General features: G+C 65.7%; 11 protein-coding genes. 8 read left to right on the top strand and 3 right to left on the bottom strand.

Annotation, left to right across the window (positions count from 1 at the left end; genetic code table 11):
* Window positions 1–113: 113 nt before the first annotated feature.
* The 3 genes from E3U47_RS12205 to gap all read right to left on the bottom strand — a co-directional run bounded on the left by E3U47_RS12205 (window position 114) and on the right by gap (window position 2,923).
* A complete protein-coding gene (locus tag E3U47_RS12205; RefSeq protein ID WP_134691691.1) occupies window positions 114–1,076 on the bottom strand; it encodes a FecR family protein in 963 nt (320 codons plus the stop codon).
* Between the two features lie 93 nt (window positions 1,077–1,169).
* Window positions 1,170–1,682 carry an RNA polymerase sigma factor gene (locus tag E3U47_RS12200; protein ID WP_134691690.1) on the bottom strand — a complete coding sequence of 171 codons (513 nt, stop codon included), beginning with the start codon at window positions 1,680–1,682 and terminating at the stop codon, window positions 1,170–1,172.
* Window positions 1,683–1,921: 239 nt separating this feature from the next.
* Complete coding sequence (gap, locus tag E3U47_RS12195) at window positions 1,922–2,923, bottom strand: type I glyceraldehyde-3-phosphate dehydrogenase (protein WP_134691689.1); 1,002 nt, start codon at window positions 2,921–2,923, stop codon at window positions 1,922–1,924.
* Between the two features lie 265 nt (window positions 2,924–3,188).
* Here gap and edd point away from each other — a divergent pair, with 265 nt between their 5' ends.
* The 8 genes from edd (at window position 3,189) to E3U47_RS12155 (ending at window position 12,888) form a co-directional block, all read left to right on the top strand.
* Window positions 3,189–5,015 carry a phosphogluconate dehydratase gene (gene edd, locus E3U47_RS12190; RefSeq protein ID WP_134691688.1) on the top strand — a complete coding sequence of 609 codons (1,827 nt, stop codon included), beginning with the start codon at window positions 3,189–3,191 and terminating at the stop codon, window positions 5,013–5,015.
* A complete protein-coding gene (locus E3U47_RS12185) occupies window positions 5,012–5,968 on the top strand; it encodes a glucokinase (RefSeq protein ID WP_134691687.1) in 957 nt (318 codons plus the stop codon). Before edd ends, E3U47_RS12185 begins: the two co-directional genes overlap by 4 nt.
* A gap of 95 nt (window positions 5,969–6,063) precedes the next feature.
* Window positions 6,064–6,759 carry a response regulator gene (locus tag E3U47_RS12180; RefSeq protein ID WP_267967174.1) on the top strand — a complete coding sequence of 232 codons (696 nt, stop codon included), beginning with the start codon at window positions 6,064–6,066 and terminating at the stop codon, window positions 6,757–6,759.
* A complete protein-coding gene (locus E3U47_RS12175; RefSeq protein WP_134691686.1) occupies window positions 6,743–8,197 on the top strand; it encodes an ATP-binding protein in 1,455 nt (484 codons plus the stop codon). The genes E3U47_RS12180 and E3U47_RS12175 overlap by 17 nt, the downstream gene beginning before the upstream one ends.
* 122 nt (window positions 8,198–8,319) lie before the next feature.
* A complete protein-coding gene (locus tag E3U47_RS12170; RefSeq protein WP_134691685.1) occupies window positions 8,320–9,537 on the top strand; it encodes an AGE family epimerase/isomerase in 1,218 nt (405 codons plus the stop codon).
* A 115-nt stretch (window positions 9,538–9,652) separates the two neighbouring features.
* Window positions 9,653–10,939: an ABC transporter substrate-binding protein gene (locus E3U47_RS12165; protein WP_134691684.1), complete on the top strand. Its 1,287-nt coding sequence runs from the start codon at window positions 9,653–9,655 to the stop codon at window positions 10,937–10,939.
* Between the two features lie 202 nt (window positions 10,940–11,141).
* Window positions 11,142–12,050 carry a carbohydrate ABC transporter permease gene (locus E3U47_RS12160; RefSeq protein ID WP_023630395.1) on the top strand — a complete coding sequence of 303 codons (909 nt, stop codon included), beginning with the start codon at window positions 11,142–11,144 and terminating at the stop codon, window positions 12,048–12,050.
* Window positions 12,043–12,888, top strand: a complete 846-nt coding sequence (locus E3U47_RS12155; RefSeq protein ID WP_023630394.1) for a carbohydrate ABC transporter permease — start codon at window positions 12,043–12,045, stop codon at window positions 12,886–12,888. Before E3U47_RS12160 ends, E3U47_RS12155 begins: the two co-directional genes overlap by 8 nt.
* The last annotated feature ends 3 nt before the right edge of the window (window positions 12,889–12,891 follow it).

Here is a 12,891-nt window from a genome sequence, read left to right as displayed (position 1 = left end):
CTGTCGCGCGAAGTGTTATAGGCAGTGGCTGTTCTCGTTTTCGAACGAGAATCAATCGTATTGGCTATAACGAGACGGGCCAGGGCAGGCGATCGCGTAAAAAAACTTTTGCGTCAGTTGAGAATGACCAGTGCCGGGTATTCGTGCAGCTGTGCCGAAGTGATGTGGGCGAGGGCACGCAGGGTTTCCAGCGGCTGGTCGAGGCGGTAGTTGCCGGTGACCGCGACCTGCTCCAGGTGCGCGTTGCGGCTGATGATCCAGCCGGGGTAGTAGCGGCGTACCTCGGCGAGCACCTGGCTCAGCGGGCAGTTCTCGAATACCAGGCGGCCCTCGACCCAGGCCAGGTCCTTGTGCAGGTCGGGACGCTGGGGCTGGCTGAAACCCTGGGGGCCGACGCTAATGCTGTCGCCGGCGCGCAGGCGGATGCGCTGGTCGCTTGCGCCTTGCAGGTCGACATCGCCGCGCTGCACGCGTACCTGGGCCTCGCCGTCGAGGTAGCGCACGGCGAAATCGGTGTCGCGCACGCTGGCGCGCAACGGCCCGGCCTGCACCTCAAGCGCTGGCTGGCTGCTGGCCGGCACCTGGAAATACGCCTCGCCTTGCAACAGCCGGGCGACCTGGCGGCCATCGCGCACATCGCTGGCGAAGGCCGAGTTGGTGTTGAGCAACACCTGGGCGCCATCGTCCAGTTGCAGGCGCTGGCGTTCGCCGACCACGGTCAGGTGGTCGGCCTGCAAGCGCACTGGCAGGTTGCCGAAGGTGAACAGCCCGACCAGCAGCACGGCGGCGCTGGCCAGCGGTTTCCAGTGGCTGCGCAGGCGCCCGCCCAGCGAACGCTTGCGCTGCTGGTGCAACTGGCCGGCGGCCTGGCGCAACGCAGCGCCGTTCCATAGCGCTTCGGCCTCGACATAGGCTTCGGCGTTTTCGGCATTGGCGCCGAGCCACTGCTCGAAGGCTTGGGTGTCGTCGGGTTCGGCACATTGCAGGCGGATCAACCAGTCCAGCGCTTCTTCGCGGGCACGGGCGCGAGCGTCGGGCGCGGCGGCTGTCGGGCGAGGCGGGGACGGGTCGGTCACGGGGGATCCTTGCGGGGTGCGTTTTTTGCGCATGATCTGCGCAGGCCTGGCGCATGGCAAGAGCTTTGCGCACGTCAGCGGCGAGCGGTCGCATCACTGGTGACGGTCGGCCACGCCCATGCAGATGGCCATGATCAGTTTCAGTTCCTTCTGCACCGTACTGGCCGAAACCTGCAACTGCTCGGCAATTTCCAGGTAGCTGGCGCCATGCAGGCGGCTGAGGATGAAGATGCGTTGCTGGCGTTGGCTGAGCTGGCCCAGGCTCACGCTCAGGTGCTTGAGCAATTGCTCGGCGTGGGCGGCGTCCTCGCTGCTGCCCACGGGGGCGGCGATGTTGTGCAGCACCTGGTCGGGCACGTCGTCGACCAGGGTGCGGGCCTGCACCCGGCGTGCGCGCAGGTGGTCCAGCGCGAGGTTGCGCGCGGTCTGGAAGACGAACGGCTCGAGGTGCTCGATGGGGCGCTCGCCCAAGGCGCGGGTCACCCGCAGGTAGGTTTCCTGCAGCAGGTCCTCGGCCGTACTGGGGTTGCCCACCATGCGCTGCAAGGTACGCAGCAGGCTGAGGCGCTGGACGAGGAAAACTGAGTTGAACCGGGACTGACTCACGGGGAAACCTGGCCGCTGTGGGGTGAATGATAATGCTTATCATCCATGCCTCGGGTCAAGCGTGGAAATGTCACGAGCAGGTAAATATTGCAACCAACGCGATCCCTGTAGGAGCGGCCTTGTGCCGCGACAGGGCTGCATAGCAGCCCCAGGATTTCAGCTACGCAGCTTTTATTGCCGGGGCCGCTTTGCGGCCCTTTCGCGGCACAAGGCCGCTCCTTCAGGGGACACGCAAGCATTCACCTGGCGTTGAACAGCGCCAGGCAGTTGTCGAGCATGCGGTTGGAGAAGCCCCATTCGTTGTCGTACCAGGCCAGCACCTTGAGCATGCGCCCGTTGGCGCGGGTATGGTTGGCGTCGAAGATCGACGATAGCGGGTTGTGGTTGAAGTCGCACGAGACCAGCGGCAGGGTGTTATAGCCCAGCACCCGCGAATGGCGGCTGGCCTCGAGGAACAGCTGGTTGACTTCCTCGGCGCTGGTTTCGCGTTGCAGGTTGACGGTGAGGTCGACCAGCGACACGTTGATCACTGGCACCCGTACGGCCATGCCGGTGAGCTTGCCGGCCAGTTCCGGCAATACCAGGCCGACGGCCTCGGCGGCGCCGGTCTTGCTCGGGATCATCGATTGGGTGGCCGAGCGGGCGCGGTAGGGGTCGCCGTGGTAGACGTCGGTGAGCACCTGGTCGTTGGTGTAGGCGTGGATGGTGGTCATCAGCCCCTGCTCGATGCCGAACTCGCGGTGCAGCACCTGGGCGATCGGCGCCAGGCAGTTGGTGGTGCACGAGGCGTTGGAGATGATCTGGTGCGAGGCGCGCAGCACATCGTGGTTGACCCCGTAGACCACGGTGGCGTCGACCCCCTTGGCCGGGGCGCTGACGATCACCTTGCCGGCCCCGGCGCTCAGGTGCGCGGCGGCCTTGGCGCGTTCGGTGAACAGCCCGGTGCATTCGAACACCACGTCGATGGCCAAGGTTTTCCAGGGCAGCTCGGCAGGGTTGCGGATGGCGCTGACGGCGATGCGGTCGCCATTGACGGTGAGGCTTTCGTGGTCGGCCTCGACAGCGGCGTCGAAGGTGCCGTGGACGCTGTCGTACTTGAGCAGGTGGGCGTTCATCGCGCTGTCGCCCAGGTCGTTGATGGCGACGACCTGCAGGTCCTGGCGGTAGCCCTGCGTGTACAGTGCGCGCAGGACGTTGCGTCCGATGCGGCCGAATCCGTTGATGGCGATGCGTAGGGTCATGGTATTACCTCTGGCAGTCGGGTGAAGCCTGTGGCACAAAGGACAGCTTCACTGAAACGGTTTTGTTGTTGGAATTACAAGATTATTCACCGAGAGATAGAAAACAAGCCTTTTTGCTGGCAGTATTTTGTTTAAACATACAACGAGTGGTTGGGTTGTCTCCTTCTCGAGCGGTGCTGGCGCCTTTTCCTAGAGACTAGGTCGCAATCGTTTGGAGGGAAAATGCCCCAGTAAGCCGCCCCACAGTTAGCCTGGAGTCCAGTACATGCACCCGCGCATCCTTGAGGTCACCGAACGGCTCATCGCCCGCAGCCGCCGCACCCGTGAACGCTACCTTGAGCTGATCCGCGGCGCGGCCAGTGACGGACCCATGCGCGCCCAGTTGCAGTGCGCCAACTTCGCCCATGGCGTGGCCGGCTGCGGTGGGGACGACAAGCAGACCCTGCGGCTGATGAACGCCGCCAACGTGGCCATCGTCTCGGCCTACAACGACATGCTCTCGGCGCACCAGCCGTACCAGCACTTCCCCGAACAGATCAAACAGGCGCTGCGCGAAGTCGGTTCGGTCGGCCAGTTCGCCGGCGGCGTGCCGGCCATGTGCGACGGCGTCACCCAGGGCGAGCCGGGCATGGAGCTGGCCATCGCCAGCCGTGAAGTGATCGCCATGTCCACTGCCATCGCGCTGTCGCACAACATGTTCGACGCCGCGCTGATGCTGGGCATCTGCGACAAGATCGTGCCCGGCCTGATGATGGGCGCCCTGCGCTTCGGCCATCTGCCCACCGTGTTCGTGCCGGGCGGGCCGATGGTCTCCGGCATTTCCAACAAGGAAAAGGCTGATGTGCGCCAGCGCTACGCCGAGGGCAAGGCGAGTCGCGAGGAATTGCTCGAATCGGAAATGAAGAGCTACCACGGCCCGGGTACCTGCACCTTCTACGGCACTGCCAACACCAACCAACTGGTGATGGAGGTGATGGGCTTGCATCTGCCGGGCGCCTCGTTCGTCAATCCCTACACGCCGCTGCGCGATGCCCTTACCGCCGAGGCTGCGCGCCAGGTCACGCGCATGACCAAGGCCAGTGGCAGTTTCATGCCCATTGGCGAGATCGTCGACGAGAAGGCGCTGGTCAACTCGATCGTCGCCCTGCACGCCACTGGTGGCTCGACCAACCACACCCTGCATATCCCGGCCATCGCCCAGGCCGCCGGCATCCAGCTGACCTGGCAGGACATGGCCGACCTGTCCGAGGTGGTGCCGACGCTGTCCCACGTCTACCCCAACGGCAAGGCCGACATCAATCACTTCCAGGCCTCTGGCGGCATGGCCTTCCTGATTCGCGAGCTGCTCGACGCGGGCCTGCTGCACGAGGACGTCAACACCGTGGCCGGGCATGGCCTGCGCCGCTACACCCAGGAGCCGTTCCTCGAGGATGGCCGCCTGGTCTGGCGCGAAGGGCCGCAGCACAGCCTCGACGAAAGCATCCTGCGCCCGGTGGCGCGGCCGTTCTCCGCCGAGGGCGGTTTGCGGGTAATGGAAGGCAACCTTGGCCGTGGCGTGATGAAGGTTTCCGCCGTGGCGCCCGAGCACCGGGTAGTCGAGGCGCCCGCCCGGGTGTTCCACGACCAGCAGTCGCTGGCCGATGCGTTCAAGGCCGGTGAGCTGGAGCGTGATTTCGTCGCCGTGGTGCGTTTCCAGGGGCCGCGCTGCAACGGCATGCCCGAGTTGCACAAGCTGACGCCGTTCCTCGGCGTGTTGCAGGATCGCGGCTACAAGGTGGCGCTGGTCACCGACGGACGTATGTCCGGCGCCTCGGGCAAGATCCCGGCGGCCATCCATGTGTGCCCGGAGGCTTTCGATGGTGGCCCGCTGGCGCGGGTACGCGATGGTGATATCGTGCGCGTCGATGGTGCCGAAGGCACGCTGCAGATCATGGTCTCGGCCGAGGAGCTGGCCGACCGTGAACTGCCTGCGCCACCCAAGGGTAACGACCTGGGCTGCGGGCGTGAGCTGTTCGGTTTCATGCGTGTGGCGTTCAGTTCCGCCGAGCAAGGCGCGAGCGCCTTCACCTCGGCTCTGGAGAACCTCGAATGAAGGCCTTGCTGGTCGGCGACATCGGCGGCACCAACGCGCGTTTCGCCGTGTGGCGCGACAATGAACTGCAGGCGGTCCAGGTGCTGGCCACCGCCGACTACACCTGCCCCGAACAGGCCATCGAGGCCTACCTGGCCGACCAGGGTATCGCCCGTGGCGGCCTGGCGGCGGTGTGCCTGGCGGTGGCAGGCCCCGTGGACGGCGACGAATTCCGCTTTACCAACAACCACTGGCGCCTGAGCCGCAGCGCGTTCTGCCAGGCACTGCAGGTCGATCGCCTGTTGCTGATCAACGATTTTTCCGCGATGGCGCTGGGCATGACCCGCCTGCGCGCAGGCGAATTTCGTGAAGTCTGCGCAGGCCAGCCCGATCCATCGCGCCCGGCGCTGGTGATCGGCCCCGGTACCGGCCTCGGCGTGGGCAGCCTGCTGCGCCACGGTGAGCACTGGCTGGCGCTGCCGGGGGAGGGCGGGCATGTCGACCTGCCGGTGGGCAATGCCCGCGAAGCGGCGATTCACCAGGAAATCCATCGGCAGATCGGCCATGTAAGTGCCGAGACCGTGCTCAGTGGCGGTGGGCTGGTGCGCCTGTACCAGGCCATCTGTGCGCTCGATGGTGCTGCGCCGACGCACAAGACCCCGGCGCAGATCACCGACGCGGCGCTGGCCAACGAGCCACGGGCGCTGGCGGTGGTCGAGCAGTTCTGCCGGTTTCTCGGCCGGGTGGCGGGCAACAATGTGCTCACCCTGGGGGCGCGGGGTGGCGTCTACATTGTCGGTGGCGTGATTCCCCGTTTCGCCGAATTGTTCCTGCGCAGCGGCTTTGCCGCGAGCTTCGCCGACAAGGGCTGCATGAGCGGGTATTTCGCCGGGGTGCCGGTATGGCTGGTGACGGCGGAGTTTTCCGGGTTGCTGGGGGCCGGGGTGGCTCTGCAGCAGGCGCTGGACCTCTAATAGCCGGGGCCGCAAAGCGGTCCCCACAGCAGGCATCAAGATCTGCGTTTACAAAAGGACTGACCATTGTGACCACTGCCGGCAAATCGATCCTGATGGTCGACGACGACCAGGACATCCGCGAACTGCTGCAGACCTACCTCGCCCGCTGCGGCCTGCAGGTGCACGCCGAACCTGACGGCCAGGGCTTTCGCCGCGCCCTGGACGCCAACCCTTACGACCTGGTGATCCTCGACGTGATGCTGCCCGACGAAGACGGCTTCAGCCTGTGTCGCTGGGTTCGCCAGCACCCGCGCCAGGCGCGGGTGCCGATCATCATGCTTACCGCCAGTTCCGATGAAGCCGACCGGGTCATCGGCCTGGAGCTGGGCGCCGATGACTACCTCGGCAAACCCTTCAGCCCGCGTGAGTTGCAGGCGCGGATCAAGGCCTTGTTGCGCCGTGCCGATTTCGGCCAGGCGGCGCCGGCCAGTGCGGTGCTGGCCTTCGATGACTGGCGCCTGGACACGATCAGCCACCGCCTGTTCCACCGCGACGGCGAAGAGGTGATCCTCTCTGGCGCCGACTTCGCCCTGCTCAAACTGTTTCTCGACCACCCGCAGCAGATCCTCGACCGCGACACCATCGGCAACGCCACCCGGGGCCGCGAGCCGATGCCGCTGGACCGTATCGTCGACATGGCGGTCAGCCGCCTGCGCCAGCGCCTGCGCGACACGGAAAAACCCCCCCGGCTGATCCGCACCGTGCGTGGCAGCGGCTACCTGCTGGCGGCCAATGTCTGCCCGGCCTGACGAGCGTCGCTGGCGCCTGCTGCCGCGCTCGCTGCTGGGGCGCATGCTGCTGCTTACCTTGCTGGTGGTGTTGCTGGCCCAGGGCCTGTCCAGCGTGATCTGGGTCGCGCAGCTGCGCGCCAGCCAGCTGCAGGGCTTGCGCGCCAGCGCCAGCAGCCTCGCGCATTCGATGAGTGCCAGTGTCAGTTACTTCCGCTCGCTGCCGGTGGCCTACCGGCCCATGGTGCTGGACCAGTTGCGCAGCATGGGCGGCACGCGCTTCTTCGTCTCGCTCAACGTCAAGCCGTTGGAAATGCCGGTGTTGCCGATCACCCCGCGCAAGCAGGCAGTGATCGAGGTATTCCAGGAGGTGCTGCACGAGCGCCTTGGCCAGCAGATGGAGATCTCCGTGGAGTTCGTCAGCCCCGACGATCTGCGCATCTTCAACAGCGGCCTGAAACTCGATGAGCTACCCCGCTCCTGGGCGCACTATTCGCTCACCCTCGAGCCGCTCAACCCGCCGGTGCTGGTGACCCAGATCCGCCTCGGCGAGGGCGAGTGGCTGTACATCGCCTCGCTGCTGCCCGAGCCCTACACCAGCCTCGAGGCCGAACGCCTGCCGCGTCAGCAGATCGGCTTCATTGCCCTGACCACCGTGCTGTTGCTGCTGTTCATCGGCCTGCTGGTGCACTGGCAGAGCCGACCGCTCAAGCGCCTGGCACGGGCGGCGCGGGAAATGTCGCTGGGCGCCGATGTGGCCCCGGTGGCCGAAGGCGGCGGCAGCGAGGTGGTCGAGGTGGGGCGGGCGTTCAACAGCATGCGCGAGCGGATCAGCCGCTACCTGACCGAGCGTTCCCAGCTGTTCAGCGCCATTTCCCATGACCTGCGCACACCGATCACGCGCCTGCGCCTGCGCGTGGAACTGCTCGAGGACGAAAAGCTGCAGGCCAGGTTCAGCCGCGATCTCGACGAGCTGGAGCTGCTGGTCAAGGGCGCGCTGCAATGCGTCAAGGACACCGATATCCACGAGAACATCGAGCCGATCGATCTCAACCAGGTGTTGGAGATGCTGGCCGAGCCTTATCTCGGCGATGGGCGCATCACCGTGGAGGGGCAGGCATTGGCACCGTACCCCGGCAAATCGCTGGCGTTGCGCCGCTGCATCGGTAACCTGATCGACAACGCCATCAAGTACGGCGAGCGCGCGCAGCTGCGTATCATCGATACCGCCGAGAGCTTCGTGCTGCAGGTGGACGACCAGGGGCCGGGGGTGCCGGAACAGCGCCTGGAACAGGTATTCGAACCGCACTTCCGCCTGGCCGGGCAGCAGCAGGGCTATGGGTTGGGGCTGGGGATCGCGCGCAACATCGCTCACAGCCATGGTGGCGAGGTGAGCCTGGTCAACTTGCGTGAAGGGGGATTGCGGGTGACCTTGTACCTGCCGCGTACAGCCGAATGAGCCCTTGCCCCGCGATAAGGACTTGGATGTAACGATGTGGTGACAATCGAGTCGGTCTTCGTGACATGCCAGCCAGGACGGCTGACTAGAATCGGCTGACAACAACAAGGAAGACCTCGCCCATGGCCAACCGCTGGATCGACTCCCCGACACACCATGCATGGCTCGACGCCGAGGCCCTGCGCCTGCTCGCCTTCGCCAGGGCCTCGCGCCTGCCCCAAGGTTTCGGCAACCTCGATGACCAGGGCCGGCTGCCCCGTGGGGCCCTGGCCGAAACCATGAACACCGCGCGCATGAGCCACAGCTTCGCCCTGGCGCATATCCAGGGTGTTCCGGGTTGCCGCGAGCTGGTCGAACATGGCATCGGCGCCCTGCAAGGCCCGTTGCGCGACCTGGAGCATGACGGCTGGTACGCGCAGCCCGAAGGTCATGGCGACACCGGCAAGGCCGCCTACCTGCATGCCTTCGTCGCCCTTGCCGCCAGCTCGGCGGTGGTGGCGGGCATCAGCCAGGCGTCGGCGTTGCTGGAGGCGGTCACCCAGGTCATCGAGCAGCGCTTCTGGTGCGAAGAGGAGGGCGCCCTGCGCGAGTCGTTCTCCCGCGACTGGCTGCACGCGGAGGCCTACCGGGGCGCCAACAGCAACATGCACGGCGTCGAGGCCTTCCTCGCCCTGGCCGACGTCACCTGCGACACGCAGTGGTTGCTGCGCGCCCAACGGATCGTCGAGCGCTTGATCCTGGCCCGAGCCGCCGACGACAGTATGCGCGTCACGGAGCATTTCGATGCGCAGTGGCAGGCGCTCCCCGACTACAACCGCGAAAACCCCGCCGATGGCTTCCGTCCCTACGGGACCACGCCGGGCCACGCCTTCGAATGGGCGCGCCTGTTACTGCACCTGGAGGCGGCCCTGCAAAGGGCGCGACTGCCTGCGCCCGCGTCCTTGCTGCCAGCCGCCCGGAGCCTGTTCGACAGCGCCTGTCGCCACGCCTGGCAGGCAGATGGCATGCCGGGGCTGGTCTACACCCTGGACTGGCACGATCGCCCGGTGGTGCGCGAGCGCCTGCACTGGGTGCATGCCGAGGCCTGTGCCACTGCCGCGGCGCTGTTGCGACGTACCGGTGAAGCCCAGTACGAACACTGGTACCGCTGCTTCTGGGACTTCATCGCCAGCCACTTCATCGACCGCGCCCACGGCGGCTGGCACCACGAACTCGACCCGGCCCTGCTGCCCAGTGCGCGCATCTGGGGCGGCAAGCCTGACCTCTACCACGCCTACCAGGCCCTGCTGCTGCCACGCCTGCCGCTGGCGCCGAGCCTGGCCACGGCTCTGGCTTTGTAACCAGACGATGACATTCGCGCATCCGTTCGTTACCTGGCGCCGGGCGCGAGCTCCCTACACTCCATGCCATGCAAGCGACAGTCTTGCCTCGTATAACAACAAGAAAGGTAATCCCATGCATCCGACGCTTCGTCTCGCCGCCGCGATCTCCTTCGCTTCCCTGTTCTCCCTCAGTGCCCAGGCCGCCGATTCCAAAGGCAGCGTGGAAGTCGTCCATTGGTGGACCTCCGGCGGCGAGAAGGCCGCGGTGGATGTGCTCAAGGCCCAGGTCGAGAAAGATGGCTTCACCTGGAAGGACGGCGCCGTGGCTGGCGGCGGTGGCGCCACCGCCATGACCGTGCTCAAGAGCCGCGCCGTGGCCGGCAACCCGCCCGGGGTCGCGCAGATCAAGGGCCCGGATATCCAGGACTGGGCCGCCACCGGGCTGCTCGATCCCGACGTGCTCAAGGGCGTGGCCAAGGACGAGAAATGGGACGGCCTGCTCGACAAGAAAGTCGCCGACACCGTGAAGTACGACGGCGACTACGTGGCCGTGCCGGTGAACATCCACCGTATCAACTGGCTGTGGATCAACCCGGAAGTGTTCAAGAAGGCCGGTATCGACAAGGCCCCGACTACCCTCGATGAATTCTACGCCGCCGCCGACAAGCTCAAGGCTGCTGGCTTCATCCCACTGGCCCACGGCGGCCAACCATGGCAGGACAGCACTGTGTTCGAGAATGTGGTGCTCTCGGTGATGGGCGTCGAGGGCTACAAGAAGGCCCTGGTCGAGCTGGACGAAAAGGCCCTGACCGGCCCCGAGATGGTCAAGGCGCTCACCGAGCTGAAGAAGGTCGCCACCTACATGGACCCGGACGGCAAGGGCCAGGACTGGAACCTTGAAGCGGCCAAGGTCATCAACGGCAAGGCCGGCATGCAGATCATGGGCGACTGGGCCAAGAGCGAATGGACCCTGGCGAAGAAGGCCGCCGGCAAGGACTACCAGTGCGTGGCCTTCCCAGGCACCGACCAGGCCTTCCTCTACAATATCGACTCGCTGGTGGTGTTCAAGCAGCAGGACAAGGGTACCGCGGCAGGCCAGCAGGACATCGCCCGAAAGGTCCTGGGCGAGGACTTCCAGAAGGTCTTCAGCATCAACAAGGGCTCGATCCCGGTGCGTAACGACATGCTCGCCGACATGGGCAAGTACGGCTTCGACAGCTGTGCCCAGACAGCAGCCAAGGACTTCCTGGCCGACGCCAAGTCCGGCGGCCTGCAACCGAGCATGGCGCACAACATGGCCACCACCCTGGCGGTACAGGGGGCGTTCTTCGATGTGGTGACCAACTACATCAACGATCCCAAGGCCGATCCGGCGGATGCGGCGAAGAAACTCTACTCGGCGGTGAAGGCGGCTCAATAGTCCTTGTCTGGCGAGGCTTCCTGTAGGAGCGGCCTTGCGTCGCGAAAGGACCGCGTAGCGGTCCCGGAACCCAGCAGGAAAGTCCTTCCGGTTTAGCTCATCAGGCCCCGGGGCTGCTGCGCAGCCCTTTCCGACCGGTCCGACGCCTCGGCAAGGCCGCTCCTACAGGGCTCCGTGTCGTTCTCGAAACGAGATCTGAACCATGACCACAGCAACCGCCCGCCTGCGGGCCTCACCCCTGGACGCGCTGCAGCGCTGGCTGCCGAAACTGGTGCTGGCGCCGAGCATGTTCATCGTCCTGGTGGGTTTCTACGGCTACATCCTGTGGACCTTCGTCCTCTCGTTCACCACCTCGACCTTCCTGCCCACCTACAAGTGGGCAGGCCTGGCGCAGTACGCCCGGCTGTTCGACAACGACCGCTGGTGGGTCGCGAGCAAGAACCTGCTGCTGTTCGGCGGGCTGTTCATCGGCATCACCCTGGCCATCGGCGTGTTCCTTGCCGTGCTGCTCGACCAGCGCATCCGCCGCGAAGGCTTCATCCGCACCATCTACCTGTACCCCATGGCGCTGTCGATGATCGTCACCGGTACCGCCTGGAAGTGGCTGCTCAACCCCGGCATGGGCCTGGACAAGCTGCTGCGTGACTGGGGCTGGGAAGGCTTTCGCCTGGACTGGCTGATCGACCCCGACCGGGTGGTCTACTGCCTGGTGATCGCGGCCGTGTGGCAGGCCTCGGGCTTCATCATGGCGATGTTCCTCGCCGGCCTGCGCGGCGTCGACCAGTCGATCATCCGCGCCGCCCAGCTCGATGGCGCCAGCCTGCCGCGCATCTACTGGACCGTGGTGCTGCCCAGCCTGCGCCCGGTGTTCTTCAGCTCGCTGATGATCCTCGCGCACATCGCGATCAAGAGCTTCGACCTGGTGGCGGCGATGACTGCGGGCGGGCCGGGCTACTCCTCGGACCTGCCGGCGATGTTCATGTATTCGTTCACCTTCAGCCGTGGGCAGATGGGCATGGGCTCGGCCAGCGCCATCCTCATGCTGGGCGCGATCCTGGCGATCATCGTCCCCTACCTGTACTCCGAACTGCGGGGCAAACGCCATGACTAGTCCTGTCGACAAACCCGCGCTGAACCTCAGCCGCATCGCCATCCACGCGGTGCTGCTGCTGGCGGTGCTGCTGTACCTGGTGCCACTGGTGGTCATGCTGCTGACCAGCTTCAAGACCCCCGAGGACATCGGCAGCGGCAACCTGCTGAGCTGGCCGGCGGCGTTCACCGGCATCGGCTGGGCCAAGGCCTGGGCCACGGTCAACGGCTACTTCCTCAACTCGATCCTGATCACCGTGCCGGCGGTGCTGATCTCCACGGCCATCGGCGCGCTCAACGGCTATGTGCTGTCGATGTGGCGCTTCCGTGGCTCGCAGCTGTTCTTCGGCCTGCTGCTGTTCGGCTGCTTCCTGCCGTTCCAGACCGTGCTGCTGCCGGCCTCGTTCACCCTCGGCAAGCTCGGCCTGGCCAGCACTACCAGCGGCCTGGTGCTGGTGCATGTGGTGTACGGCCTGGCCTTCACCACATTGTTCTTCCGCAACTACTACGTGAGCATCCCCGAGGCGCTGGTCAAGGCCGCGCGCCTGGACGGCGCCGGATTCTTCACCATCTTCGGGCGGATCATCCTGCCGATGTCGACGCCGATCATCATGGTCTGCCTGATCTGGCAGTTCACCCAGATCTGGAACGACTTCCTGTTCGGTGTGGTGTTCTCCAGCGGTGACTCGCAACCTATCACCGTGGCCCTGAACAACCTGGTCAACACCAGCACCGGGGCCAAGGAGTACAACGTCGACATGGCCGCGGCGATGATCGCCGGGCTGCCGACGCTGCTGGTCTACGTGATTGCGGGCAAGTATTTCGTGCGCGGGCTGACCGCCGGCGCGGTCAAGGGGTAAGTC

This window comes from Pseudomonas sp. RIT623 (assembly GCF_004519305.1).
Taxonomy (GTDB): domain Bacteria; phylum Pseudomonadota; class Gammaproteobacteria; order Pseudomonadales; family Pseudomonadaceae; genus Aquipseudomonas.
Note: the sequence above shows the minus strand (reverse complement) of the source record. Positions and strands in the feature narration are given on the sequence as shown.